The following is a 26,224-nucleotide window of genomic DNA, read 5'->3' on the forward strand; positions in this document are numbered from 1 at the left end:
CCGGCGCCGCCTCTGCACAGGTGATCGCCCGGGACCCGAAGCCCAGAGCGGCGGACCGCCCCCGGCTCGGGCGAGTGGCCGTGAGGCGCGGACGTGGCCCGCGGGCCGCCACGGAGTGAGGGGCCCGGGGACCCTCACTCCGTGGCGAGGACCCGCAGCCGGGCCCCGGTCTGCCCGCGGTGCGGGGCCCACGCGGCGCGGGCGATGACGGAGCCGGCGAGCACGGACGCCCGTACACCGTGGTCATGCCCCACCGCTCTCGCCGGTCCGGCCGAACCGCTCGTCCAGCACGGACAGCCGGCGCCCGTACTCGTCCTCGACGGTGGGCCGCCCGGGGCCGCGGCGACCGCGCCAGAGGGTGTGGCCCAGCAGGGTGACGCCGACGCCGATGACCAGTGCCCGGACCGGCGGGAGGAGCAGGATTCAGGGGCCGGGCCCGTGGTCGCCGAGATGTACCAGGGTGTGCATGTCGTCCAACTCCTCGGTGGCGATGTCCTTGTGCCGCTTTCTAGGATCGTCCGCAAGGTGGGCCCGGGTCGTCGTACGGCCAGCGGCCGTGTGCGCACTACCTGGGGAGTACCGCCCTTCTTCGTTCCGCCCTCGACTTCTGTAACTACTAGTATGTACAGTGCTCGTGTGAGCACCTCCGAGCGACTGATCGAGTCCACCCGGGAGCTACTGTGGGAGCGCGGATACGTGGGCACCAGCCCCAAGGCGATCCTGGAACGCGCGGGTGCCGGACAGGGCAGCATGTACCACCACTTCCGGGGCAAGCCCGATCTCGCGCTGGCCGCGATCCGGCGGACCGCCGAGGAGATGCGGGCCACCGCGGCGGGGGTACTCACCGGCCCGGGGACGCCGTACGAGCGCATCGAGGCGTATCTGCGGCGCGAGCGCGACGTGCTGCGCGGCTGCCCGGTCGGGCGACTGACGATGGACCCGGACGTGATCGCCGACGAGACGCTGCGCGCCCCCCTCGACGAGACGCTCGACTGGCTCCGGGAGCAGATCGCCCGGATCGTCGAGGAGGGCCGGGAACAGGGCCAGTTCGCGCCCTGGCTGGACGGCGAGGAGATCGCGGCGGCCGTCGTCGCCACCGTCCAGGGCGGTTACGTCCTCGCCCGCGCGTCCGGCTCACCCGCCGCCTTCGACGCAAGCGTCCGGGGGCTGCTCTCGCTGCTCGCACCGCACGACGCCCGTACCCGGTAGGCGAGTTGCCACTCGCCCGAGGAGGCTCCATGCACGCCATGCAGTACGGGTTCACCCTGCCCGCCGACTACTCGATGGACGTCGTCCGCGAGCGGGTGGCCCGCACCGGACATCTGCTGGACGACTGGCCCGGTCTCGGGCTCAAGGCATATCTGATGCGCGAGCGCGGGGTGCACGGCTCGCCGGTCAACCAGTACGCGCCGTTCTACCTGTGGAACACCATGGAGGGCATGAACTCCTTCCTCTGGGAGGGCGCCTTCCAGCGTCCCACCGACGACTTCGGCCGTCCCTCGGTCCGGCAGTGGACGGGCCTGGCGTACGAGGAGGGCGGCGCCGTTCGCTCGCCCGCGCGGACGGCGGTTCGGCGACGGCGGCCGGTGCCCGAGGGGGTGCCGCTGTCCGAGGTGGCGGCCGAGGCGGTGCGGGAGACCGGGCGGCTGGCGGCCGGGGACGGGGCGCTGCTCGCGGCGGCGGTCGTGGACACCGGCCGATGGGAGTTGGTCCACTTCTCGCTCTACACGCACGACGCGCCGAGCACGGTGGAGGGCGAGGTCTTCCAGGTACTGCACCTGTCCGCGCCGGAGCGGGACCGGCTGCCCCGAGGGCGTCAGTGGTGAGAACGGTCCGTACGGTGCTCGGGGACGTGGCCCCCGGGGAGTTGGGCGGGTGCAACGCCCATGACCACCTGTTCCTCGCCAGTCCCCGGCTGCCCGGTCAGGAGCTGCGGAGCGTGGCGGCGGCGCGGGCGGAACTGGCCGCGTTCCGGGAGGGTGGCGGCGGAACGGTGGTGCAGTGGACGCCCCATGGCATGGGCCGGCGGGCCGGCGATCTGCCATCGTTGTCCCGGGAGACCGGCGTGCACCTCGTCGCTGCGACGGGACTGCATCAGGACGTCCACTACGACGAGGAGACGCTCGCCGCGCTGCGGGGACGGGCGGCCGACGTGTTCGTCACCGAACTGACGGAGGGCATCGGCACTTCGGGCGTCCGCGCGGGGCTCATCAAGGTCGCGGGCGGCTTCCACGCGCTCGACGCGCACGCGCGGTGGGCCATGTCGGCGGCGGCCGAGGCACACCACGCGACGGGGGCGCCGATCGCCGTGCACCTGGAACTGGGCACCGGCGCACTGGACGTACTGGACCTGCTGTGCGGCGCGTTGGAGGTGCCGCCGCACCGGGTGATCCTCGGTCACCTCAACCGCTCCCCCGACCTCGTGGTGCACCGGGAGGCCGCCGGTGCGGGGTGCTATCTGGCCTTCGACGGGCCGTCCCGGGCCCACCACGCCACGGACTGGCGGATGCCGGACGCCGTACGGGCCCTCGCCGACGCGGGGCACGGCGATCAGGTGCTGCTCGGCGGCGACACGACGACGGCCGCCGCCCGGTCGGTCAACGGCGGCCCGGGGATGCCGCATCTGCTGCGCCGCGTGGCGCCCCGACTGGCGCAGGCCGTGGGCGAGGAGTTGGTGCGGCGCGTCCTCACGACGAACGCCTCGCGGGCGTTGGCCGTGGAGTGGCGCTGACACCCGCCGAGTGTTCCCTGGGCAACGGAATCGCCCAGTCCGTATCTTCGCCGGATCCCGTACGTCCCTGGGCTTAGGGTGGCCCCCATGCTGAGACTGGGAATCCCTGTCATCGGTGTGACGGACCTTCCCCGCGCGGTGGCGTTCTGGACGGCGGCGCTGAACCTGGTCGCCACCGAGGAATGGCGCAGCGAGACGTGGCGGACCCTCAACCACGCCGACGGCTCCGGGCAGGCCCTCGGCCTGCTGCGCAGCGAGTCACCGGCCGAGCCACGTCCGCGTCTCCACCTCGACCTGTACACGGACACGGCGGAGGAACAGCAGGAGGAGGTGCGGCGGCTGATCGGTCTCGGTGCGCGGGCCGTCGACTGGGACCTCTATCCGCCCGACCCCGACTTCGTCGTCCTCGCCGATCCGGACGGCAACAGGTTCTGCGTCGTGGACCTCAGCCACGCGCCCAGCGGCGGCAACCGGCCGACACCCTGACCCGACCGCCGCGAGGCGGGCGGGAATCGTCGGACACCTACCTAGCCCAGCGCCCCCAGTGGGTCGTCCAGTACCGGCTGCCAGGCCAGCTCGGCCGCGCCCACCAGGCTGTTGTGGTCGAGGCTGCAGGGCAGGATGGGCACGCTGCCGCTCTGGCCCCACAGGCTGCGGTCCGCGACGACCGCGCGCAGGCGCTCGGGGTCGGCGTCGAGGAGTGTGCGGTGGAGTCCGCCGAGGATGATGCGGTCCGGGTTGAGGATGTTCACCAGGCCGGCGAGGCCCAGGCCCAGGCGGTCGATGAGGGCCTCGGTGGCGGTGCGGACGGCCGGGTCGGCGTACTGGCCACGGATCAGGTCGTTGGACTGCTGGAGCAGGGAGACCTCGGGTCCGGGCTCACGTCCGGCCGCCGTCAGGAAGGCCAGCGGGTCGGTCTCCACGTCCAGGCAACCCCGGCTGCCGCAGTGGCAGGGGCCGCCCTCGGGGTTGACGGTGAGGTGGCCGACCTCCAGGGCGAGTCCGGAACTGCCGCTGTGCAGGCGGCCGTCGAGGACGAGCGCGCCTCCGACGCCCCGGTGGCCGGTCGCCACGCACAGCAGGTCGCGGGCGCCACGCCCGGCGCCGTGCCGGTGCTCGGCGAGGGCGGCGAGGTTGACGTCGTTCGCCGCGAACGCGGGGCCGTCGAGGCCGGCGGCACGTACCTGCTCGGCGAAGATCCGACGTACCGGCGCGCCCGCGGGCCAGGCCAGGTGCAGCGGGTTCAGGGCCAGGCCCTCCGGCTCCGCAACGGCGGACGGTACGGCGAGCCCCGCACCGACGCAGCGGCGCCCGGTCTCCCGGAGGAGTTCCGCGCCCGCCTCGACGACGGAGCCGAGCACCTTCGCCGGGTCGGCGTCGATGACCTCGCAGCCGGGCGCGGTCGCGACGATCCGGCCGCCGAGGCCGACCAGCGCCGCACGGAAGCCGTCGGCGTGGACCTGGGCGGCGAGGGCGACGGGCCCGTCCTCGGCGACCGCGAGGCGGTGCGAGGGGCGGCCCTGCGCACCGGCCGGCGCGCCGGGCCGGGCGTCGACCCGGATCAGGCCGAGCGCCTCCAGTTCGGAGGCGACCGCGCCGGCCGTGGCCCGGGTGACGCCGAGTTCGGCGGTGAGCACGGCCCGGGTGGGCGCGCGTCCGGTGTGCACGAGCTCCAACGCGGGTCCGAGCGCGCCGCGCCCCCGGTCCAGCCGCGTCCTCGAGGTGGTCCCTTCCCCCGCCGCCCGGGGGTCCGCCTTGCCGCTCATGAGGGCGAGTCTCCCATGATCCTCAGGGGCGGGGTGCCGGGAGGCCGCTGACCCGGAGCGTGATGTTCAGCCGCCCGGTGAGGCCCAACTCGGGGGGCGCGGTGCCCGCGTGCACCCGCGGCACCCCGTGGTACGCGAGCCGGGACGGCCCGCCGAACACGAACAGGTCGCCGCTGCGCAGCTCGACGTCGGTGTAGGGGCGGGTCCGGGTCTCGGGGTTGCCGAAGCGGAAGACGCAGGTGTCGCCGAGGCTGAGGGAGACCACGGGTGCGTCGGACCTCTCGTCGGCGTCGCGGTGCATGCCCATGCGGGCGTCGCCGTCGTAGAAGTTGATCAGCGCGATGTCGTACGGCGCCCGCGCCACCGCGTCGGCGCCCAGCGCGTCGGTCACCGCCCGACGGCCGAGCACGCCGAGCCAGTCCGGGAAGGGCTTCACGGGGGCGCCGTCGCCGTCGACGACCGTGTCGGCGTAGCCGTACGGGTACCAGTGCCGGCCGAGGCAGACCTGCCGGGCGGTCATGGTGCCCCCACCGGGGGTGCGGACCGTGCGCAGTCCGGCCGGTGGACGGGCCCACTCGCGGCAGGCGCGCAGCAGCTCGCGCTGCCGACCGGGGTCCAGCCAGTCCGGCACGTGGACGGCGCCGGGCGCGGTCGTGCTTCGGGCCCTGGGGAACAGCTCGGCGTCCATGTCTCCCATCCTGCCCGCGATCGCCTGCACTGCGACCCGGCACGACCCGCGCTGCGACCCGGCACGACCCGCGCTGCGACCCGGCTCGGCGCGGGCCGCGACCCGGCTCGGCTCGGCTCGGCCTCATCCACGACCCGGCACGGCCTGAGCTGCGACCCGGCACGGCCTGAGCTGCGGCTCGGCTAGCCTGGACGCACGATGAACGACCGCAGCGACCCTATGACCACTCCCTGGGGCGAGCACGTGCTGGCCCGCTTCCCCGAGGACCCGCGCGACCGGCTCCGTGCCTGGGACGCATCCGACGAGTATCTGCTCGGGCACCTCGCGGAGCAGGAGGTCCCGCTGTCCGGCACGGTCGTGGTCGTCGGCGACCGCTGGGGAGCGCTGGTGACGGCACTGGCGGCACACCGGCCCGTGCAGATCACCGACTCCCACCTCACGCGGGAGGCGACCCGCGCCAACCTGGAGCGGAGCGGCGTCGAGCCGGGCTCCGTGCGTCTGCTCACCACGCAGGACCCGCCGCCGGACCGCGTCGACGTGCTGCTGGTGCGGGTGCCGAAGAGCCTGGCGCTGCTGGAGGACCAGTTGCTGCGGCTGGCGCCCGCGCTGCACGAGGGCACGGTCGTCGTCGGCACCGGGATGGTGAAGGAGATCCACACCTCGACGCTCAGGCTCTTCGAGCGGATCGTCGGTCCCACCCGGACCTCGCTGGCCGAGAAGAAGGCCCGGCTCATCTTCGCCACCCCCGACCTCTCCCTGAAGCGGCCCGCCAATCCCTGGCCGCTCAGCTACCGTCTCCCCGACGACGTCGGGACGCTCTCCGGCCGGACCGTCGTCAACCACGCCGGTGTCTTCTGCGCCGACCGGCTCGACATCGGCACCCGGTTCTTCCTCCAGCACCTGCCGGCCGCCGGCGGCGCCCGGCGGGTGGTGGACCTGGGCTGCGGCAACGGTGTGGTCGGTACGGCGGTGGCACTGGCCGACCCCGGGGCCGAGGTGCTGTTCACCGACGAGTCCTTCCAGGCCGTCGCCTCTGCCGAGGCGACGTACAAGGCGAGCGGGGCGCCGGGGCACGCGGAGTTCCGGGTCGGCGACGGACTGGCCGGGGTGCCGGACGCCGAGGTCGACCTGGTGCTCAACAACCCGCCCTTCCACTCCCACCAGGCGACCACCGACGCCACCGCGTGGCGGATGTTCACCGGGGCACGGCGCGTGCTGCGCCCCGGCGGCGAGCTGTGGGTGGTCGGCAACCGGCACCTGGGCTACCACGTCAAGCTGCGACGCCTGTTCGGCAACAGCCAAGTGGTCGCGAGTGACCGGAAGTTCGTCGTGCTGAAGGCCGTCAGGAAGTAGTCCCGGCGACCACCTGGACCATCGTCGCCACCGTCCGCGTCATCGCCTCCCGTCCCGCGGTGAGATAGCCGCGGGAGTCGACCGCCTCGGGGCGGGCGGCGAGGAACTGTCTGATCGCGCCGGTCATGGCGAGGTTGAGGGCGGTGCCGACGTTGACCTTGGAGATGCCGCCCACGACCGCCGCGGCGAGTTCGCCGTCCGGGACTCCGGAGGAGCCGTGCAGCACGAGCGGCACGTCCAGCGCGCCCGACAGTTCCTTGAGCAGGTCGTGGTCGAGGGCGGCGGTGCGTGTCGTCATGGCGTGGGAGCTGCCGACGGCGACGGCCAGGGCGTCCACACCGGAGTCGGCGACGAAGGCGCGCGCCTCGGCGGGGTCGGTGCGGGCTCCGGGGGCGTGGGCGTCGAGCGGCGGCTCCCCGTTCTTCCCGCCCACCTCCCCCAACTCGGCCTCGATCCACAGCCCCCGGGCGTGCGCCCAGTCGGCCGCGGCCCGGGTGGCCGTGAGGTTCTCGGCGTACGACAGCCGGGAGGCGTCGTACATCACGGAGCTGAATCCGGCGTCCGGGGCCTGACGCAGCAGGCCGTCGCTCCGGACGTGGTCGAGGTGCAGCGCGACGGGCACGGCTGCACCCTCGGCGGCGGCGACGGCGGCGCGGGCCAGCGGCAGCAGGCGACCGCGGCGGTACTTCACGGCGTTCTCGCTGACCTGGAGGACGACGGGCGTGCGCACGGACTCGGCGCCGGCGACGACGGCCTCGATGTGCTCCAGGGTGATGACGTTGAACGCGGCGACGGCGGAGCGCTCGGCCGCGGCGCGGGCGATCAGGTCGCCGGTGGTGGCGAGGGGCACGGTCTCTCCCTTCCCGGGCGTCGGAGGGCGGGCGTCAGGGGGCGAGGATCACCGAGCGGGTGAGGTGACGGGGCCGGTCCGGGTCGAGGCCGCGGGCGGCGGCGACGGCGACCGCGAGCCGCTGGGCGCGGACCAGTTCGGCGAGCGGGTCGAGATCCCCGGGCACCCACAGCGCGCCGGTGTCGCGGACCTGGTCGGCCAGCCCCTCGGGCGCCTCGCCGAACATCCAGGTCGCCGTGCCGGCGGTGCTGATGCTGATGGGGCCGTGCCGGTACTCCATCGCCGGGTAGGCCTCGGTCCAGGACAGGGAGGCCTCGCGCATCTTGAGCCCTGCCTCGTTGGCCAGTCCGACGGTCCAGCCCCGGCCGAGGAAGGTGAACTGGGCGCGTCCGACGAGTCCTTCGGGCAGCTCGGCCGCGAGTGCGGCGCGGGCGTCGGAGACGACCGTGTCGGTGTGCAGGCCCAGGTGGGCGCGGAGCAGGGTGAGGGCGGTGGTCGCGAACCGGGTCTGCACGACCGACCGTTCGTCCGCGAAGTCGAGCACGACCACGTCGTCCGCGGCGCTCATGACGGGGGTGTCCGGGTCGGCGGTGAGCGCGACGGTGCGGGTTCGCCCCTTCAACGCCGCGAGCAGGTCCAGTACTTCGGTGGTGGTGCCGGAGCGGGTGAGGGCGACGACACGGTCGTACGCGCGGCCCCGCGGGAACTCGGAGGCGGCGAACGCGTCCGTCTCGCCCCGGCCCGCGTCCTCGCGCAGCGCCGCCGCCGACTGGGCCATGAAGTACGAGGTGCCGCAGCCGACGATCGCCACCCGCTCCCCGGCCGCCGGGAGCACCGCCGCCTGCCGTGCCGCCTCCTCGGCGGCGCGTGTCCAGCACTGGGGCTGGCTGTTGAGCTCGTCCTCGACATACGTCATGCCGCACACTCCCCGCTCACTGGCCCGTGACCATCCGGGCCGGCCTGATTGTTCCTGCAAGATATAGCGAGCTTTCGAGCACAATCAAGCAATCTGGCGAAGCGTGTGGTGCGTTAGGGTCGGCGGGAGACCGAAGAACGGAGGCGCGGATGTCGCGCGACGCCCGCTGGAAGGCGCTGCTGGAGCTGCTCGTCGAGCGCGGCCGGCTGGACGTCGAGGAGGCGGCGACCGAACTCGAGGTGTCGGCCGCGACGATCCGCCGGGACTTCGACCGGCTCGCCGAGCAGCAGATGCTCGTGCGCACGCGCGGCGGCGCGGTCGTGCACGGGGTGTCGTACGAGCTGCCGCTGCGCTACAAGACGGCCCGCCGCGTCTCGGAGAAGCAGCGCGTCGCCCAGGCGGTCGCCGCCCTGGTGGCGCCCGGCGAGGCGGTGGGGCTGACCGGGGGCACGACCACCACCGAGGTGGCCCGCGCGCTGGCCGTGCGCGCCGACCTGGCCTCCGGCACGCCGGCGCTGACCGTGGTCACCAACGCGCTCAACATCGCGAACGAGCTGGCCGTCCGGCCCCAGTTCAAGATCGTGGTGACCGGCGGGGTGGCCCGGGCGCAGTCGTACGAGCTGATCGGGCCGCTCGCGGACGGGGTACTGGGCCAGGTGACCCTCGACGTGGCGGTACTGGGCGTCGTCGCCTTCGACGTCACGCACGGCGCCGCGGCCCACGACGAGGCGGAGGCCGCGATCAACCGGCTGCTGTGCGAGCGCGCCGAACGCGTGGTCGTGGCCGCCGACTCCAGCAAGCTGGGCCGGCGGGCGTTCGCCCGGATCTGCGCGACCGAGTCGGTGGACACGCTGGTCACGGACGGCGCGGCCGATCCGGACCTGGTGCGGCAGTTCGAGGAGGCGGGGGTCCGGGTCGTCCTGGCGTAGGGGTGCGTTTGGATCAGCCCGGCTCCGGGTGACGGCGCCTTGCAGGCAAGCCGAGCGGGGTCTGGTGCGTGCGGCTGCAAGGCGGAGGAGGGCGCCGGGGCGGAGCCCCGGACGACACCCCCAGGGGGGTCCGCCCACGGCCACGGCCGTCCATGCCCACGGCCATCCTTCCCCTGCCGGCCGACGCTCCGCCGGAGTGTTCCGTCCGAGTGCTCAGGCGGAGCGGTCGGGGCGCGGCCCCGCGCGCCGGACGCCGACCGGCTCGCACGGCGAAACGCCGCTCGGTCGTCCTCCCCTGGCCGGCGGAGCGCTCCGCCGGCGTGCTCCACCGGAGCACTCGGGGCGCGACCCCACGCGCCGGACGCCGAACCGGCCCGTGCGGCGAACGCCGCGTTCGACGGCCGGACGTGCAACGTCGTGCGACGCGGGAGCGCTCCTGCGCGACGACTTGGCCCGCTCCCCTACCGACCCCCCTCGCGCCCGCGCCGTCGCCCGGACGGTCCTCCCGGGCGCGCCGTACGCCCGCAGACGGAGCAGGCTGGTGCGGCGACGGGTCACGCGCGGCGCGCCGGTGTGCCGACGCGCCGCCGGTGCCAACGGTGCCCCCGGACGTCGCCCCGGCCTCAGTCACCCCGCGGGAGCAGGAGCCCATGACCGAACCGACCAACGCCGACGGGGACACCAGCGGCCCGCTCGCGTCGGACTCCGGCCCGGCGCGGTCCGGCCGACGGGTCTTCGCCGCGGTACTCGGTGATCTGCGGGCGGTGGACGGCGCGCTGTACGCCGCGGTGGCCGCCACGCCGACGCCCACGCTCGACCGTGCGCTGCGGCGGCTGTCCCACGCCGCAGACCACTCCAAGGTCTCGCTCGCCATCGCCACCGCGCTCGCACTGAGCGGTCCGCGACCGCGCCGGGCCGCACTCGCCGGGGTGGCGGCGGTCGCCGTGGCGTCGGCCTCCACGAACCTGCTGGGCAAGCACCTGGTCCGCAGGGGGCGGCCCGACCGTGAGGCGGCGCGGGTGACGGTGGACCGGTACGTGCCCATGCCCGCGTCGGCGTCGTTCCCGTCCGGGCACACGGCATCGGCGGTGGCGTTCGCCACGGCGGTCGGCGTGGTCCTGCCCACGGCTGCCGTACCCCTCGGCGTACTGGCGAGCGCCGTCGGCTACTCCCGCGTCCACACCGGCGTGCACTACCCCGGCGACGTGGCCGCGGGCGCCGTCGTGGGCATCGCGAGCGCGGCGGTCGCGCTGGCGGCAGCGGCGGCCACTCCGGTACCCGGCCTGCGACCGGTCTGTTCGACGGCGCCCGCGACGCCGGCAATGCCCAGCGCGCCCGAGTGACGTGGCGAAGCCGGCCGTGACGGCCCGTCGGCTGCGCGGCCGACCTCGCGCTGCGTCTTCGGCCGGCACCTGCGCGGGCACCGGCTACGCGTGTTCCGTGGAGCGCGGGTCCGTCAGCCGAAGGCCTTCACGGCCTGGTAGTACGTCCACGCCGTGCTGTTGCAGGCGGTCTTCGTGGCGCCGTCGTAGCGTGCGCACACGCGCTTGAGGTCTTCGTAGAAGGCGCTGTCGAGGCGGGACTTGTTGGCGCTGAAGGAGCCTGCGGCCTTGTAGTTGCGGTAGCCGAAGTCGTGCCGCGCACAGGAGGTGCTGAAGGGGAAGCCGAACGGGTTGTCCGGCGAGGTGGAGCAGTAGTCGGTGGTCCAGTCGAACCCGTACGAGGCCCAGGCGGACTGGTTCGCCCGCGCGGCGGTCCAGGCGTTGTAGCTCGACGCGCTGGTCTGGGTCCAGCTCGCGAGCACCTGCGGTTTGTCGGCGGGAGCGGCGTCGGCGGTCGCGGCGGTGGCGAAGACGGTGGTCGCGGCCAGGGCCGAGGCGGCGAGTCCAGTGGCGAGTCTGCGGTGCATCCCACACCTCCATGGGGCTGCGGTCCGCCCCTCGGACCGCAGGTTCATGCCAAGATAATGCGCACTTCAACCATCCCTTCACACCTCCACACCCCTAATGGCCCCTTAACTCTTCGGTGGGACACGGGATCTGGACGTGAGCATCCGCCGTCCCGGTCCCGTCGGCGCACGGCCAGTACCCCCAAGTCCGGTGATCCGGCGCGCCGTTACTCCCCCTCGTACGGCAGCGTGGTCCTCGGCAGGGCGTACTCGTCGCGGCGCCCGCACATGCCGTAGCCGCCGAGCCGGCTGGGCGCGGCCCGGTATGCGGTGGCCTCGCCGAGGTACGCCGGGTCGCCGTCCGTCAGCGCGTCGAGCTGGGCGCCGGTGCGCTCGGCGGTGGCCAGCGCGCCCGACCGCCACAACTCCCGCCAGGCGGGCACCTTCTCGCGTACGAGCCGGGCGGCGGCCCACTGGAACTCCCGGTAGGGGCCGTCGTCGCCGGCGACGAGGGCCTCGCGCAGCGCGAGGTAGCCCTCGACGGCGAGGTCCCTGCGGCGCCGGGCCGCGGCCTCCGTCTCCGGTCCGGCGCCGGACGGCAGCGTGGCCGCGGCGGCGTAGGCGGCGGGGTCGGCCAGTACCTCGGGCGGGAAGGTGAACACGGCGTCCCCGGCCTCGGGCAGGCCGCTGTTCTGCATCAGCACCGTGACGCGCAGGCCACCGCCCTGCACCATGCGGTGCACGGTGCCCGGCGTGAACCAGGCGACGGAGCCGGGCTCCAGGGGGATGTCGCGGTAGCCGTCGGGGCTCAACGTCTGCACCGCGCCGCGCCCGCCGGTGACGACGTACGCCTCCGTGCACACCAGGTGCAGGTGGGGGCTGCCACCGCACACGCCGTCGGCGGCCTGCCAGTCGTAGGCGCTCAGGTGGGACAGGCCGACCGCGCCGGGCAGCGGGTGGGGCAGCGCCGGCTTCCGGTCGCCGCTCACCACGGCAGTCCCTCCAGGTACGCGCGGACGCGGCTGCCGTCCCACGACCCGTCGGCGACCACGATGCGGTACCGGTACGCGAAGGACTCGCCCGGGGGCAGCTCGAACTCCTCGAAGAACGCCCAGGAGAACGCCACCGACGGGATCGGTTCGGCGCGCACGAACCAGTGCGAGGGGTGGATCGCCCTCGCGTCGTCGAGGTTCTCGGGTGCGTGGGCGAAGACGAGCGTGGAGTGGGCGTCGACGTCGTCGTGCTCGGTGGTGAAGGCGAGCCACGGGCCCTGGGTGCCCATCAGCTTCGCGGCGCCCGCGTCGGTGTCCGGGGCGAAGACGGTGCCGCCGGTGAAGTCGCGTGGGCCGCGCCACTGGAGGCCTGTGTAGCCGGCCATCTCGCGGCCCGCGGTGGTGGGCGAGCCGAACGCCAGCGGCTCGGCGCGGGTGTTGGTGAGGCGGATCGACCAGTCCAGGACCCAGGCACCGGTCTCCGCGTCGACCGAGTGCACGGTCAGCCCGCGTTCCTCACGGGCCCACTCCGCGCCGCCGTTCTCCACCCAGGTCAGGTGCTCGGTGACGGCGAGCCGGTCGTCGTCGACCGTGAACCGGGGGAAGCCGTCGTGCCGCATCGAGCCGATGCGCTCGGGCAGGGGCAGGTAGCCCTCGCCGTGGACGTAGGAGTTGCCGCCCCAGAAGTTCTGGCCGGACAGGTGACTCGCCGTCATCTGCAGGCCCTTGTGCCAGCGGTGGTCGTTCGGGCGGTAGCCGGTCACCGTGCGCCCGGCGAGGGTGCGCACCGGGTGGGCGTAGGGCTTGCGGGACTCGAAGGCCTCGGGGTCGGGACGGTAGACGTAGCGGAGGATTTCGATGCCGTTCGCCGCGGTGACCGTGATGTGGTCGCCGTGGGTGTGGCTGACGCGGAGAGTCCTCATGCGCGCTCCTCGGGGGCCCAGTCGGGGTGGTCGCCGTGCATGGCCGCGTAGAAGGGGTCGCCGGGTGCGATCTCACCCGCGAGGACCGGCCGTCCGGTGAACGCGGCCTTGTACAGGGCGGCGGCGAACTCCAGCGTGGCGCGGGCGTCCGTACCGCTGCCCGGCGGCCGGGCGCCGGCGTCCCGGGCGTCCAGCACGGCGCCGAGCTGCGCCGTGTGGGAGCTGGGCACGTCCACCGCCGGGGTGCGCCACGCGGTGGCGCGTTCGGGGACGACGTGCCGGGCGGGCGTGTAGGTCCAGTCGTCGTTGCGGTGCCCGTACAGGTGGGTCAACTCGACCGTCGCGTCGGCGCAGTCGACGCGCACGCGGCTCACCTCGTCCGGGGAGAGCACGCTGTTGACGACGGTGGCGAGGGCGCCGTTCTCGAAGCGCACCAGGGCGGTGGAGACGTCCTCGCTCTCGGTGTCGTGGACCAGCCGGGACGCCATGGCCCGCACCTCCGCCCAGGGGCCGAGCAGGTGCAGCAGCAGGTCGTACTGGTGGATGCCGTGGCCCATGGTCGGGCCGCCGCCCTCGGTGGCCCAGCGTCCGCGCCACGGTACGGCGTAGTAGGCGGCGTCGCGGTGCCAGGTGGTCTGGCAGTGGGCGACCAGCGGGGCGCCCAGCTCACCGCTCGCGATCAGGTCGCGGGCGTGCACGGCGCCGGAGCCGTACCGGTGCTGGAAGACCACGGACGCGTACGCCCCGGACGCCTCCTCGGCCGCCGCGATGTCGTCGTACTCGGCGAGGGAGAGACACAGCGGTTTCTCGCACAGCACCCAGGCACCCGCCTTGAGCGCGGCCACCGTCTGCTCCCGGTGCAGGGAGGGCGGTGTACCGATGAGGACGAGGTCGGGGCGTACGGCGTCCAGCATGTCGCCCATCGACGTGTAGCCGGCGACGTCCGCCCCCGCTTCCGTCCGGAAGGCCTCGAGCCGGTCCCGGTCCACGTCCACGGCGGCGACCAGTTCCGTCCGGTCCGCGTGGGCCCTGAGGGCGGGCAGGTGGCTGCCGACGACGATGGCACCGGTGCCGACGACGGCGACGCGGAGGCGGGCGGGACGTGGGGACATTCGGTCTCCTCGGACACGGACGGACGACATGGATGCCGCACCTGTAGAAAGCGCTTGCACTCCGGCAGACCATAGGTGGCGAGTGAATGAGGGGACAACCCCCCAGCGTTTGCGGGCCAGGCATACGACTGGTCGACTGTCGCCTGAGGGGGGCCGGAGCCGGTCGCACCGCGCCGGCACACTTTTCAGTCCTCTCCGGAAGGAGTCCAGGCGTGAGCAACCCGAAGTCGTCCTCCGAGGAAAACCGGTCCGACGGCAGCCAGCCCTGGCTGCACCAGAAGGGCCGGACCATTCAGGAGTTCGGCACCGTCAAGCAGTTCCCCGTGGCACTGACCATGGAGACCCGCCTCTACTCCTGTCAGCGGCTCAACAAGGTGCTGGCGGACACCCGCATCCTGCACGACCTGTACAAGAAGTACCACTGGCTGATGCGCGGGGCGACGTTCTACCAACTGCACCTGCTGCTGGACAAGCACGCGGGAGAACAGATCGAGCTGATCGACGCCGTCGCGGAACGCGTCCAGACCCTCGGCGGCGTCGCGGTCGGCGACCCCCGGCACGTCGCCGAGATCACCACCGTGCCGCGTCCGCCCGACGGGGTGGAGGAGGTGCCGTCGATGCTCTCGCGGCTGCTGGAGGCGCACGAGCTGATCCTGACCGAGTGCCACGACGCCGCGGCCCGCACGCAGGAGCTCGGGGACGACGGGACCAACGACCTCCTGGTCTCCGACGTCGTGCGCACCAACGAACTGCAGGCCTGGTTCGTGGCGGAGCACCTCGTGGACACCCCGCTCGTGCACGTCTGACCCCCTTCCGCCGGGCTCCGGCGACCGCGCCGGGGCCGGCGTCACACTCCGTGCACCCCCGGACGACGGCGCTCCCCATGCCGTTCCGCCACGGCTGTGAAAGCGTCCGGGACATGGCCCACATGTCCCACGGCGCCCACGGCCGGCCTCCGACGCGCGGGCAGTGGTGGTCCACGTTCCGGCAGTCGCCGTTCTGGCCCGCCACCGTACTGGTGCTGATCCTCGCGGCGGCGGCCGGTCTCTTCGCGGGCTCCTACACCTATTCCATGGCGGATCCGACACCGCGCTCGATCCCCACGGCCGTGGTCGGCTCGTACGAGCAGGCTCGCGGGCGGGCCTTCCTGGACGGCCTGGAGAAGGCGCTGAACGCCTCGGTGAAGGTGCATCCGTACAGGACCCAGGCCGAGGCGCGTCAGGCGGTCGAGGACCAGGAGGTCTTCGCGATCTTCGAGTTGCGCGGCGACGGACGGACCGCCGTACTCGACCTGTCCAGCGCGTCGGGTGCCTCGGTCTCCCAAGTACTGGCCGACGCGGCACCGGCCGTGGGGAAGAAGACCGGCGTCGAGGTGACCGTCCGGGACATCAACCCGCTGCAGGAGGGCGATCCGCGCGGGCTGGCGATCTTCTACATCTCCCTGGCCGCCGTGATCATCGGCTTCGTCGGGGCGATCCAGCTGAGCGTGCACGCGCGGTCGCTGACCCCGTTCGAGCGCATCCTCTTCACGCTGGCCTACGCGCTGCTCGGCGGGTTCGCCATCGCCGCGACGGTGGACTGGCTGCTGGGCGCGCTCGACCTGCCGTTCGTGGAGTCGTGGCTGATCCTGACGCTCACCCTGTTCACGAGCGGCATGGTCTTCACCATGTTCAACACCCTGTTCGGACGCTGGGCGATGCTGCCGACGTGGGGGCTGATGGTGCTCCTGGGCAACCCCTCGTCCGGCGGCGCGGTGTCCTGGCCGCTGCTGCCGTCCCCGCTGGGGGTGATCGGCCAGTGGCTGCCGCCGGGGGGCTCGGTCAACGCCCAGCACACCGCGGTGTACTTCCAGGGCCACCAACACGCGTTCCCCTTCCTGGTGCTGGGCGGGTGGGCGCTGCTGTCCTGCGCGGTCTTCTGGACCTGGCGGCACCGCCATCCCGGAGGCCGCGAGAAGAACCCGGCACACGCCGACGCGCCACCGCCGGCCGCCCCGTGATCCGCCCGCCGCTGCCCTCTGTTCCCGTCGCCGCCCTGCTGCGATCATGGGGCGGGCATGCCCGCCTTCGGTTGGAGTTCACATGGCACTCGACGTCGACGCGATCCGGGCGCGGATACCCGCCCTGAAGTCCGGCACCGCCCGTTTCGACGCGCCCGGCGGCACCCAGACCCCGCAGCCCGTCATCGACGCCGTCGCCGAGGCCCTGACCAACCCGCTGGCCAACCGCGGGCGGACGACCGAGGGCGAGCGCAACGCGGACGACATCGTCACCGAGGCCCGGAGCGCGCTGGCCGACCTGCTGGGCACCGAGCCGCGAGGCGTCGTCCTCGGCCACAGCGCCACCCAACTGACGTACGACCTGTCCCGGACGCTCGCCAAGACGTGGGGGCCGGGGGACGAGGTGGTCGTCACCCGCCTCGACCACGACGCCAACATCCGGCCCTGGACCCAGGCGGCCGAGGCGGTCGGCGCGAGCGTGCGGTGGGCGGACTTCGACCCCGCCACCGGGGAGCTCGGCCCCGAACACGTCGAGGCGGTGCTCTCGCCGCGTACCCGTCTGGTCGCGGTGACGGCCGCGTCCAACCTCATCGGCACCATGCCCGGCCTGCCGGCCGTCGCGCGTTCGGTGCACGGTGTCGGCGCGCTGCTCCACGTCGACGCGGTGCACTACGCCGCGCACGCCCTGGTCGACCTGGCGGCGCTCGGCGCGGACACGCTGGTGTGCTCGCCGTACAAGTTCCTCGGGCCGCACCTGGGGGTGCTGGCGGCCCGGCCCGAGTTCCTGGAGACCTTGCGTCCGGACAAGCTGCTGCCCTCCGGCGACGCCGTCCCCGAGCGGTTCGAGCTGGGCACGCTGCCGTACGAGTCGCTGGCCGGTGCCCGTGCCGCGGTGGACTTCCTCGCGGGTCTGGAAGAGGACGCGCGGGGCACCCGCCGGGACCGGCTGGTCGCCTCCTTCGCTGCGTTGGAGGCCCACGAGGGGGTGCTGCGCGAGCGGATCGAGCGGGGGCTGGCGGACCTCGGCGGGGTCACCGTGTACTCACGGGCCGCGCGGCGCACGCCGACCCTGCTGTTCACCGTGGCGGGCCTGCGCCCGGCCGAGGTCCACCGGCGGCTGGCCGAGCGCGCGGTCGACGCGCCCGCCGGCTCCTTCTACGCCGTGGAGGCCGCGCGCCGTCTGGGACTCGGCGACGAGGGCGGCGTACGGGTCGGGCTCGCGCCCTACAGCAGCGCGGACGACGTGGACCGGCTCCTCACCGCCCTGACCGACCTCACCCGCTGACGGACCGGCGGACGAGAACCACGCCCCCGGCGACACGCACCGGCTCCCCCGACAGCGTAGACGTCCGCCCCGCCCGGAACCGGGCGACGAACGACGGCGCACGCGTCGCACGCGCGCACCGCGGCCGCCCGCTCACGGCACTCGGCAGTCTCACCCGCCAAGGAAGCCGGTGAAGAGCGAGCACCACACCCCCAGCGACCCGCCCAGCGGCCCCGCCAACTCCCCCGACGACCCGGAAAACCGCACCCCGCCCGGAACCCGGCGACGAACGACGGCGCACGCGGCCTCCGACGGCGTCGCACGTCGCTGTCGGAACGCGTCACCAGGGGCGCGCCCGTGCCCGGCAGCCGTCCGTTACGACGTGGAACGGCCTCGCCCGCCGACGCAGCCGGTGGGCGGGGCCCTGCCCGTCCTCAGCGCAGCGGCACGCTCACCTCACCGGTTCCCTCCGCGCTCGCCCCGCCCGCGACCCGCACGGTGAACGGGCGGTCGGTGCCGGTCGCGGTGACCCGCAGGACGTCTCCGTCCCGCCGGGCGCGGAACGTCGCGGCGGGCGTTCCCAGCAGGTCGGGCACGGTGACCTCGGCCGCGTACTCGGGGCCGGCGGGCGGGTGGACGAGCAGGGTCGGGGCGTCCAGCCAGTCGCCGTCCGGCCGCTGGTCGTCGGCGGCCAGCGGCAGCACGGCGCCCTCACGGACGTACAGGGGCAGGCTGTCGTAGCCGTGCCGCTCGGTGCGCCAGGCCGGGCCGGTGACCCGCTCGCCGGTCAGGAGGTGGGTCCAGGTCCCCTCGGGGAGGTAGACCTCCACCTCGCCGTCCTCGGTGAAGACCGGGGCGACCAGGAGGTCGGGGCCCAGCATGTACTGCCGGTCCAGCGGACGGCACGCGGGGTCCCGCGGGTACTCCAGGACCATCGGCCGCATCATCGGCACACCGGTGCGGTGGGCCTCGGCGGCGACGCCGTAGAGGTAGGGCATCAGGCGGTGCTTGAGGAGGGTGAAGCGACGGGCGACGTCGACGGCCTCCTCGCCGAACTCCCACGGCACCCGGTACGACGAGGAGCCGTGCAGCCGGCTGTGCGAGGAGAGCAGTCCGAAGGCCAGCCAGCGCTTGAAGACCGCGGGGTCGGGCGTGCCCTCGAAGCCGCCGATGTCGTGGCTCCAGAAGCCGAAGCCGCTCAGGGACAGGGACAGGCCGCCCCTGAGCGACTCGGCCATGGCCTCGAAGGACGACCAGCAGTCGCCGCCCCAGTGGACCGGGTACTGCTGGCCGCCCGCGGTCGCGGAGCGGGCGAAGAGGACGGCCTCGCCCTGTCCGCGCTCCTTTTCGAGGAGCTCGAAGACGGTCCGGTTGAACAGGTGGGTGTAGTAGTTGTGCATCCGCTCCGGGTCCGAGCCGTCGTGCCAGACGACGTCGGTGGGGATGCGCTCCCCGAAGTCGGTCTTGAAGCAGTCCACGCCCTGGTCGAGCAGCGGCTTGAGCTTGCCGGCGAACCAGTCGCGGGCCGCGGAGCTGGTGAAGTCGACCAGGCCCATGCCGGGCTGCCACAGGTCCCACTGCCAGACGTCGCCGTTCGGCCGGCGCACCAGGTGCCCGAGGGCGGCCGCCTCCTCGAAGAGCGGGGACTTCTGCGCGATGTAGGGGTTGATCCAGGCGCTGACCCTGAGTCCCTTGGCCTTCAGCCGGGCGAGCATGCCCTCCGGGTCGGGGAAGACGTCCGGGTCCCACTGGAAGTCGCACCACTGGTACTCGCGCATCCAGAAGCAGTCGAAGTGGAACACGGTCAGCGGGATGCCCCGCTCGGCCATGCCGTCCACGAACGACGTCACCGTCCGCTCGTCGTACGACGTGGTGAAGGACGTGGTGAGCCAGAGGCCGAAGGACCAGGCCGGCGGGAGCGCGGGGCGGCCGGTGAGGGCGGTGTAGCGGGTGAGGACGTCCTTCGGGGTGGGGCCGGCGACGACGTAGTACTCCAGCGTCTGGTCCTCGACGCTGAACTGCACCTGCCCGACGGACTCGGAGCCGACCTCGAAGGAGACCGCCCCCGGGTGGTTGACGAAGACTCCGTAGCCGCGCGAGGAGAGGTAGAAGGGGACGTTCTTGTAGGCCTGCTCGCTGCTGGTGCCGCCGTCGGCCTGCCACATGTCGACGACCTGGCCGTTCTTGACGAACGGGGTGAAACGCTCCCCGAGGCCGTAGATCTGCTCGCCGACGCCGAGGGCGAGCCGGCTGAGCATGTGGTGCGCGCCGTCGCCGGTGGTGGCGAACGCGGTGCCCTTGGCGTTCGCCCGGGTCAGCTCGCGCCCGTCCGCGTCGTGGAAGGTGAGGCCCCAGGGGCCCTCCCGGTCCAGGCGGAGGCTCAGCGGGCCGCTGGTCAGCTCGGTGACCGTGCCGTCCCGGTGTACCGCTCCGGCACCCTCCGCCGCGCCCGCGAGCGCGAAGTCGGGACCCGGTCGGCGCTTGCCGGCGTGGTGGGTGACCCGGACGCCTATGACGCCCTCGGCGGGAGAGAAGCACTCGACCGTGAGGAGCGGCGAGTTGAGCGTGTCCCCCCGCCGCGTCACCTTCTTCACGGCAGCGTGGGCGGTGAAGCGCTTCGATTCGGTGCGTACATCGCGTACCTCAGTGGCGTACGAGAGATGCACGCCCTCGCGGATGAGCCAGAAGCCGTCGGTGAACTTCATGATCTTCCTTGGGTGGGGCGGGAGCTGTCGGATGGGAAGCACGGGGGGCGTCTCACAGCATTTTGATCGTACACAAAACAAATCCCGCTGCCGAGGGCTTCGTGCGGACTTTGCCGGTCTGACCAGGCAGGATTACCCACAAGAACAGCCTCCTCACCCCATGAAGTGGAGAGAGAGGGGCCACTTTCCTCTAGCGCGACCGTGCGCCCTTGACGTATTAGTCATCACATCAAACAAAACGGTCCGGCAAGGAAGCCGGACGGTACGACAGCAAGGGCCCGCACCATGTCGAAGCGCTTCACCTCGCTCGCCTTGACAGCTCACCCTCCTGCCGCCCCGCACCGCGGGCGAGGACGCTCACGCCGGGTCGTCGCCCCGTTCGCCGCGGTCTCCGTCCTGGTCGCCGGGGCGGCGCTGACCGGCTGCGGACAGCAGCGTGACGCCGACGTGTACACCGTGATGAACTCCTCGACCGACGAGTCGTACCACCGCTGGGACGCGGAGGCGATGGCCCGGTGCGGCAAGCAGCTGGGCGTCACCATCGAGCAGCAGAGCGTCCCGGCGGCGCAGGTGATGACGAAGGCGCTGCGCATGGCCTCGTCCAAGTCGCTCCCCGACATCGTGCAGTTCGACGCCTCCGAGATGCCGACGTTCGCCGACGCCGGTGGGCTGGTCGACCTCAGGACCCTCGGGCTGAGCACCGACGACATCCCCGACGGCATCGTCGACTTCGGCTCCTACAAGGGGACGTACTACGGCGCGGCCCGCTCCGTGAACACGCTCGCGCTCTTCTACAACAAGGACGTCCTCGACAAGGCGGGCGTCGAGGTCCCCACCACCTGGGCCGAGTTGCAGGAGACCGCGAAGAAGCTCACCCAGGGCAAGCAGTACGGTCTGGCGCTCAGCGCCGGCGGCGCGGAGGACGGCGTCTTCCAGTTCACCCCGTTCATGTGGTCCAACGGCGGCGACGAGACGAAGCTGGACGGCCCGCAGGTCGCCGAGGCCCTCGACTACTGGAAGAGCCTGCTGAAGGACCGCTCGCTGTCCAAGTCGACGGTCAACTGGACACAGGCGGACGTCAACGACCAGTTCATGGCCGGCAACGCGGCGATGATGATCAATGGTCCGTGGCAGGTGGAGACCCTCAACACCGACAAGTCGCTGCACTGGGGCATCGCGCCGATCCCCGTGCCCGAGGCCGGCGAGGACTCGGTCGGCCCGCTGGGCGGTGCGGTGCTCACCGTGCCCAACACCGGGGACGAGGCGCGGGAGAAGACGGCCGGCAAGATCGTCGCCTGTCTGGCGAGCGAGAAGGAGCAGCTGACCTACGCGCTCAACAGCTGGATGGTCCCGGCCAACGCCAAGGCCGCCGCCGTCTGGCGCGAGCGGGTGCCGGAGCTGGACTCCCTCGCCGACCAGGTGGCCGTCGCCCGGTCCCGGACGGCGAAGCTCGGCGCCGGCTGGTCGAGCGTGTCGCTCGCCCTGCAGAGCGCCTTCCAGTCGGCCCTGACCGGCCAGTCCAGCGAGACCGCCCTGAAGCGCGCCCAGCAGCGGGCCACGAGCGGGAACTGAGGTACGCGCCCCATGACCACGTCCACCGTCACCGCGCAGACGCCCGCCAAGGCGTCCAGGACGGCCGCCGCGCCGGACCCGGACCGGCTCAGGCGCCGACGCCGGCTCACCCAGTGGGGGTTCGTCGCCCCCGCCGTCGTCTTCATGCTGCTCTTCTTCGGCTACCCGCTCGTCCGCAACGTCGTGATGAGCTTCCAGGACTACACGCCGAAGACCTTCTTCACCGGTGAGGCGCCCTTCAACGGCGCCGACAACTGGTCCAACGTGTTCCAGGACGCCCTGTTCGGCAAGGCGCTGTGGCACACGCTCGTCTTCACCGCCGGGTCGCTGCTCGGGCAGTTCTGCATCGGCATGGCGCTCGCGGTGTTCTTCAGCCGCCGGTTCCCGCTGAACGGGGTGCTGCGCTCGCTGATCCTGCTGCCCTGGCTGGTGCCGATGGTGGTCTCCGGCATCGTCTGGCGACGCATCCTCGACCAGGACACGGGCGTGCTGAACTCGTTCCTGGACACCCTGGGGCTGGGCGGTCACACGCCCTGGCTGACCAGTCCGGAAATGGCACTGCTGTCGGTCATCCTGGTCAACATCTGGATCGGCATCCCGTTCAACATGGTCATCCTCTACGGCGGTCTCCAGGAGATCCCGAAGGAACTGCACGAGGCGGCCTCGCTCGACGGTGCCTCGGCGTGGCGGACCTTCCGCTCCGTCACCCTGCCGATGCTCAAGCCCGTCATCACGGTGGTGCTCGTGCTCGGCTTCATGTCGACGGTCAAGATCCTCGACCTGATCCTCGCCCTCACCGACGGCGGCCCGGCCGACGCCACCCAGACACTGGGCACGCTCACGTACCAGAACTCGTTCGTGCAGCTGGACTTCGGTGCGGGCGCGGTCGTCGGCAACGTACTCATCCTGATCTCCGCCGTCTTCGCGGTGTTCTACCTGCGGGCCAACCGCACCGAGGGGAAGTGACGTCCATGGCCTCCCACACGCCCACAGCCTCCCGGCGCCGCTGGGGTTCCACCGTCGCCGGCGTGATCATCCTGTGCGTGATGCTGTTCCCGCTGTACTGGATGCTCAACACCGCGCTCCAGCCCGAGGCCGGGCTGCTCCAGGTCGACCCGGTGCCGGGCAGCCTGGACCTGTCCGGTTTCTCCAAGGCGATCACCGACCAGGGCGGGCATCTGCTGACCTCGCTGGCCGTCTCGCTCGGCGCGGTCGTCATCTGCCTGGCGATCGCGGCTCCGGCGGCGTACGGGCTGGCGCGGTTCGGGCTGCGCGGCTCGCGCACGATCGTGTTCGGCACGCTGATCACCCAGATGGTGCCGGGCATCGTCATCGCCAACGCGCTCTACAACTCGTACGTCGACCTGGGCCTGGTCAACTCCTACTTCGGCCTGATGCTGGCGGACGCCTCGCTGGGCATCCCGTTCTCCATCGTGCTGATGCGGTCCTTCATGGTGTCGATCCCGGGCGAGGTGATCGAGGCCGCGCAGATGGACGGCGCCGGACCGGTGCGGACGTTCCTGCGGGTGGTGCTGCCGATGAGCCGCAACTCCCTGATCACCTCCGGACTGTTCGCGTTCCTGTTCTCGTGGAGCGACTTCATGTTCGCGCTCACGCTGAACACCACGGACGACGTGAAGCCGGTGACGCTGGGCATCTACCAGTACATCGGTGCCCACGTCGGCGACTGGGGCTCGGTGATGGCCGCCTCGGTGCTCTCCGCGGTGCCGGCGGCGATCCTGCTCGTCCTCGCCCAGAAGTACATCGCCGCCGGCATCACCGGCGGTTCCGTCAAGTGATCACCCCGCACAGGAGATGGGCTCTCTCGTATGACTGACTTCCCCGGCTTCCCGTCCGGCTTCGTCTTCGGCGCCGCGACCGCCTCGTACCAGATCGAGGGCGCGGCCCGGGAGGACGGCCGCGGGCCGTCGATCTGGGACACCTACAGCCACACCCCCGGCCTGACGGCGAACGGCGACACCGGTGACGTGGCCTGCGACCACTACCACCGCTACCCCGAGGACGTGGCGCTGCTGCGCGACCTGGGCGTGGACTCGTACCGCTTCTCGATCGCCTGGCCGCGCATCGTGCCCCAGGGTTCGGGAGCGGTGAACGCGAAGGGCCTGGACTTCTACTCCCGCCTGGTCGACGAGCTGCTGGCGGCGGGCATCGAGCCGGCCGCCACGCTCTACCACTGGGACCTGCCGCAGACCCTGGAAGACCGGGGCGGCTGGCGGGTGCGGGAGACGGCGGAGCGGTTCGCCGAGTACACGGCCGTGGTCGCGGAGCACCTGGGCGACCGGGTGCCGCGCTGGATCACCCTCAACGAGCCGTGGTGCAGTGCCTTCCTCGGCTACTCCATCGGGCGGCACGCCCCCGGCGCCAAGGAGGGCCGGGGCGCCCTGGCCGCGGCTCACCACCTGCTGGTCGGCCACGGCCTGGCGGTGCGGGCGCTGCGGGCCGCCGGGGTGCGCGAGGTCGGCATCACGCTCAACCTGGACCGCAACCTGCCGGCCACCGACTCCCCCGCCGACCTGGCGGCCGTGGTCCGCGCGGACACCCAGCACAACCTGGTGTGGACCGAACCGATCCTGGCGGGCCGCTACCCGGCCACGGAGGAGGAGACCTGGGGCCAGCTGATCACCGGCGCGGACTTCCGGCTCGACGGCGACCTGGAGCTGATCTCCCAGCCGCTGGACTTCCTCGGCATCAACTACTACCGCCCGATCGTCGTCGCCGACGCCCCGCACCGCGAGGCCGACCCGGCGCGGCGGGTGGCGACGGACAACCGCTACGCGGAGGTCCGGCACGCGGGCGTGCGGCACACGGCGATGGACTGGCCGGTCGTCCCGGACAGCTTCACCGACCTGCTCGTGCAGCTGAAGAAGCAGTACGGCGACGCGCTGCCACCGGTCCACATCACGGAGAACGGCTCGGCGGAGGACGACACGGTCGCCGCCGACGGCGCGGTGCACGACACCGACCGCGTCGCCTACCTGCGTGACCACCTCACCGCGCTGCGGGCGGCGATGGAGGCGGGGGTCGACGTACGCGGGTACTACGTGTGGTCGCTGCTGGACAACTTCGAGTGGGCGTACGGCTACGACAAGCGCTTCGGCATCGTCCGGGTCGACTACGACACGCAGAAGCGCACCCCGAAGGACAGCTACCGCTGGTACCGGGAGATGATCGCCGCGCACCGCGCGTGAGGACCGGCCGGCGCGGGGGCCGCGAGACGCCCCCGCGTCAGCTCGCGTCCCGCTCCGCGTACGCCACGGGGTCGGCCAGGACCTCGCGGACGATCACGCCGGCCGCGCCCCGGGCCGCGTCACCGAGGGACGAGGAGGCCCGCAGCCGCTTCCCGTCCTCGGTCCACAGTCCGGAGACCACGCGGAGCGCGAGCTCGCGGTCGACGGCGGGCGCGAGCCAGTCCATCAGCTCCCGGTAGACACCGCCGAGCATGACCGCGTCGGGGTCGAAGAGGTTCACCGCGCCCGACACCACGACGCCCAGCCGGCGCCCGGCCCCCTCGATCGCCGCCAGCGCGGACGGCTCGCCCCGCCGGGCCCGGCGTTCCAGCTCGGCGACGCCCTGCACGCCGGCGTCCGCGTCGATGCCCGCGGCCTTCAGCAGCGCGGCCTGTCCGGCGTACTGCTCCAGGCAGCCGCGGGCCCCGCACCGGCACAGCGGGCCGTCGGGATCGACGACCATGTGCCCGATCTCCCCGGCGAAGCCGTGCGCACCGCGCAGCAGCTCGCCCCCCAGCACGAAAGCGCCGCCGATGCCGATCTCGCCGGTCAGGTACAGGAAGCTGCGCACGCCCTCGGTGCCCGCGCCGAACCACAGCTCGGCGAGGGCGGCGGCGTTGGCCTCGTTGTCGGAGCTGACCGGAAGGGGGCGGTGCGCGGGGCGCAGCGCGAGCAGGGCCTGGGCGAAGAGGCCCTCGACGGCGACCCGCTGCCAGCCGAGGTTGGGAGCCTGGCGCACGGTGCCGCCGGTGACCAGGCCGGGCAGCGCGACGTGCACGCCGGCCGGGGCGAGGTCCTGCTCGGCCGCCGATCCGATGGCGCGCGCCGCCAGCCGGGCCGCGCGTGCCAGCACCTCGGAGGGCTGGACCCCGCGGTTGTCGAAGTGCTCCACGAGCCGGACCCGGTCGGTGCCGGCGAGGTCGACGACGCACACGGTGATGTAGTCGATGTTGATCTCGACACCGAGGCCCGCCGGGCCCGACCGGGACACCTTGAGGACGGTGCCGGGCCGTCCCGCCTGACCGCTGCTGGTCTTGCCCCATTCGGAGACGAAGCCGTACTCCAGCAACTGCTCGACCAGGGACGACACCGCCGCGCGCGTCAGTCCGACGTGTGTGGCGATGCCGGCCCTGGTCGACTCCCCCGCGTCGTGCACGGCCCTCAGGACCAGGCTGAGGTTGTGCCGTCTGACCGTGGCCTTGTCGGCCTTCGGCTCCAGGGGGGTGAGGTTGCTCTTCATGGTGATGTCGAGCGTATGCGACGGCCGGAGCGCGGCCTTCGCCCCCCG

The 26,224-nt window shown here is 72.9% G+C and carries 24 protein-coding genes; 14 read left to right on the forward strand and 10 right to left on the reverse strand.

What is annotated here, in order from left to right; all coding sequences use genetic code 11:
* Positions 1-621: 621 nt before the first annotated feature.
* The 4 genes from RM812_RS09615 (at position 622) to RM812_RS09630 (ending at position 3,217) form a co-directional block, all read left to right on the forward strand.
* Complete coding sequence (locus tag RM812_RS09615; protein ID WP_311571998.1) at positions 622-1,209, forward strand: TetR/AcrR family transcriptional regulator; 588 nt, start codon at positions 622-624, stop codon at positions 1,207-1,209.
* Between the two features lie 29 nt (positions 1,210-1,238).
* Complete coding sequence (locus RM812_RS09620; RefSeq protein WP_311571999.1) at positions 1,239-1,826, forward strand: DUF4865 family protein; 588 nt, start codon at positions 1,239-1,241, stop codon at positions 1,824-1,826.
* Complete coding sequence (locus RM812_RS09625; RefSeq protein ID WP_311572000.1) at positions 1,823-2,731, forward strand: phosphotriesterase family protein; 909 nt, start codon at positions 1,823-1,825, stop codon at positions 2,729-2,731. Before RM812_RS09620 ends, RM812_RS09625 begins: the two co-directional genes overlap by 4 nt.
* A gap of 87 nt (positions 2,732-2,818) precedes the next feature.
* The gene (locus tag RM812_RS09630; RefSeq protein WP_311572001.1) at positions 2,819-3,217 is read left to right on the forward strand and encodes a VOC family protein; all 399 of its coding nucleotides are present in this window, start codon (positions 2,819-2,821) and stop codon (positions 3,215-3,217) included.
* 41 nt (positions 3,218-3,258) lie between these two features.
* On the opposite strand, the gene RM812_RS09635 is transcribed toward RM812_RS09630, so the two are convergent.
* The gene (locus RM812_RS09635; RefSeq protein WP_311572002.1) at positions 3,259-4,497 is read right to left on the reverse strand and encodes an ROK family protein; all 1,239 of its coding nucleotides are present in this window, start codon (positions 4,495-4,497) and stop codon (positions 3,259-3,261) included.
* Positions 4,498-4,519: 22 nt separating this feature from the next.
* Entirely contained in the window at positions 4,520-5,185 is a 666-nt protein-coding gene (locus RM812_RS09640) for an alpha-ketoglutarate-dependent dioxygenase AlkB family protein (RefSeq protein ID WP_311572003.1), read from the reverse strand.
* Between the two features lie 198 nt (positions 5,186-5,383).
* Here RM812_RS09640 and RM812_RS09645 point away from each other — a divergent pair, with 198 nt between their 5' ends.
* A complete protein-coding gene (locus RM812_RS09645) occupies positions 5,384-6,538 on the forward strand; it encodes a methyltransferase (RefSeq protein WP_311572004.1) in 1,155 nt (384 codons plus the stop codon).
* Here the strand turns inward: RM812_RS09645 and RM812_RS09650 are convergent.
* Together RM812_RS09650 and RM812_RS09655 are read right to left on the reverse strand one after the other, a co-directional pair.
* Positions 6,528-7,388: a class II fructose-bisphosphate aldolase gene (locus RM812_RS09650; protein WP_311572005.1), complete on the reverse strand. Its 861-nt coding sequence runs from the start codon at positions 7,386-7,388 to the stop codon at positions 6,528-6,530. The genes RM812_RS09645 and RM812_RS09650 overlap by 11 nt on opposite strands.
* Positions 7,389-7,422: 34 nt before the next feature.
* On the reverse strand, positions 7,423-8,304 hold the full coding sequence (locus RM812_RS09655) for an SIS domain-containing protein (RefSeq protein WP_311572006.1): 882 nt from the start codon (positions 8,302-8,304) through the stop codon (positions 7,423-7,425).
* A 149-nt stretch (positions 8,305-8,453) separates the two neighbouring features.
* On the opposite strand from RM812_RS09655, the gene RM812_RS09660 reads away from it, so the two are divergent.
* Both RM812_RS09660 and RM812_RS09665 read left to right on the forward strand, forming a co-directional pair.
* On the forward strand, positions 8,454-9,233 hold the full coding sequence (locus RM812_RS09660) for a DeoR/GlpR family DNA-binding transcription regulator (RefSeq protein ID WP_311572007.1): 780 nt from the start codon (positions 8,454-8,456) through the stop codon (positions 9,231-9,233).
* Between the two features lie 650 nt (positions 9,234-9,883).
* Positions 9,884-10,576, forward strand: coding sequence for a phosphatase PAP2 family protein (locus tag RM812_RS09665; RefSeq protein WP_311572008.1), 693 nt, complete (start codon positions 9,884-9,886; stop codon positions 10,574-10,576).
* Positions 10,577-10,689: 113 nt separating this feature from the next.
* Here the strand turns inward: RM812_RS09665 and RM812_RS09670 are convergent, their stop codons facing one another.
* The 4 genes from RM812_RS09670 to RM812_RS09685 all read right to left on the reverse strand — a co-directional run bounded on the left by RM812_RS09670 (position 10,690) and on the right by RM812_RS09685 (position 14,148).
* Positions 10,690-11,142, reverse strand: coding sequence for a phospholipase (locus RM812_RS09670; RefSeq protein ID WP_311572009.1), 453 nt, complete (start codon positions 11,140-11,142; stop codon positions 10,690-10,692).
* A gap of 206 nt (positions 11,143-11,348) precedes the next feature.
* On the reverse strand, positions 11,349-12,110 hold the full coding sequence (locus RM812_RS09675) for a cupin domain-containing protein (RefSeq protein ID WP_394816433.1): 762 nt from the start codon (positions 12,108-12,110) through the stop codon (positions 11,349-11,351).
* Entirely contained in the window at positions 12,107-13,036 is a 930-nt protein-coding gene (locus tag RM812_RS09680) for a DUF6807 domain-containing protein (RefSeq protein ID WP_311572011.1), read from the reverse strand. Before RM812_RS09680 ends, RM812_RS09675 begins: the two co-directional genes overlap by 4 nt.
* Positions 13,033-14,148, reverse strand: coding sequence for a Gfo/Idh/MocA family protein (locus RM812_RS09685; RefSeq protein WP_311572012.1), 1,116 nt, complete (start codon positions 14,146-14,148; stop codon positions 13,033-13,035). The genes RM812_RS09680 and RM812_RS09685 overlap by 4 nt, the downstream gene beginning before the upstream one ends.
* Positions 14,149-14,360: 212 nt before the next feature.
* Between RM812_RS09685 and RM812_RS09690 the strand changes: the two genes are divergently transcribed.
* The 3 genes from RM812_RS09690 (at position 14,361) to RM812_RS09700 (ending at position 17,432) form a co-directional block, all read left to right on the forward strand.
* Positions 14,361-14,954, forward strand: a complete 594-nt coding sequence (locus RM812_RS09690; RefSeq protein WP_311572013.1) for a Dps family protein — start codon at positions 14,361-14,363, stop codon at positions 14,952-14,954.
* A gap of 113 nt (positions 14,955-15,067) precedes the next feature.
* Positions 15,068-16,147, forward strand: a complete 1,080-nt coding sequence (locus tag RM812_RS09695; RefSeq protein WP_311572014.1) for an ABC transporter permease — start codon at positions 15,068-15,070, stop codon at positions 16,145-16,147.
* An 82-nt stretch (positions 16,148-16,229) separates the two neighbouring features.
* Positions 16,230-17,432 (forward strand): cysteine desulfurase-like protein, encoded by a 1,203-nt coding sequence (locus tag RM812_RS09700; RefSeq protein WP_311572015.1) that lies wholly within the window; start codon positions 16,230-16,232, stop codon positions 17,430-17,432.
* Between the two features lie 413 nt (positions 17,433-17,845).
* Here the strand turns inward: RM812_RS09700 and yicI are convergent, their stop codons facing one another.
* Positions 17,846-20,116, reverse strand: a complete 2,271-nt coding sequence (gene yicI, locus RM812_RS09705) for an alpha-xylosidase (RefSeq protein WP_311572016.1) — start codon at positions 20,114-20,116, stop codon at positions 17,846-17,848.
* A 285-nt stretch (positions 20,117-20,401) separates the two neighbouring features.
* Here yicI and RM812_RS09710 point away from each other — a divergent pair, with 285 nt between their 5' ends.
* Genes RM812_RS09710 through RM812_RS09725 form a run of 4 tightly spaced genes read left to right on the forward strand, consistent with a single transcriptional unit; the run spans position 20,402 to position 24,897 of the window.
* Positions 20,402-21,688 carry an ABC transporter substrate-binding protein gene (locus RM812_RS09710; RefSeq protein WP_311572017.1) on the forward strand — a complete coding sequence of 429 codons (1,287 nt, stop codon included), beginning with the start codon at positions 20,402-20,404 and terminating at the stop codon, positions 21,686-21,688.
* A gap of 12 nt (positions 21,689-21,700) precedes the next feature.
* On the forward strand, positions 21,701-22,654 hold the full coding sequence (locus RM812_RS09715; RefSeq protein ID WP_311572018.1) for a carbohydrate ABC transporter permease: 954 nt from the start codon (positions 21,701-21,703) through the stop codon (positions 22,652-22,654).
* Positions 22,655-22,659: 5 nt separating this feature from the next.
* Complete coding sequence (locus RM812_RS09720) at positions 22,660-23,487, forward strand: carbohydrate ABC transporter permease (protein ID WP_311572019.1); 828 nt, start codon at positions 22,660-22,662, stop codon at positions 23,485-23,487.
* A 30-nt stretch (positions 23,488-23,517) separates the two neighbouring features.
* Positions 23,518-24,897, forward strand: coding sequence for a GH1 family beta-glucosidase (locus tag RM812_RS09725; RefSeq protein ID WP_311572020.1), 1,380 nt, complete (start codon positions 23,518-23,520; stop codon positions 24,895-24,897).
* A 37-nt stretch (positions 24,898-24,934) separates the two neighbouring features.
* Here the strand turns inward: RM812_RS09725 and RM812_RS09730 are convergent, their stop codons facing one another.
* Positions 24,935-26,176, reverse strand: coding sequence for an ROK family protein (locus tag RM812_RS09730; protein WP_311572021.1), 1,242 nt, complete (start codon positions 26,174-26,176; stop codon positions 24,935-24,937).
* Between the last annotated feature and the right edge of the window lie 48 nt (positions 26,177-26,224).

The sequence above is a fragment of the Streptomyces lancefieldiae genome (assembly GCF_031845825.1).
In the GTDB taxonomy this organism is placed as follows: domain Bacteria; phylum Actinomycetota; class Actinomycetes; order Streptomycetales; family Streptomycetaceae; genus Streptomyces; species Streptomyces lancefieldiae.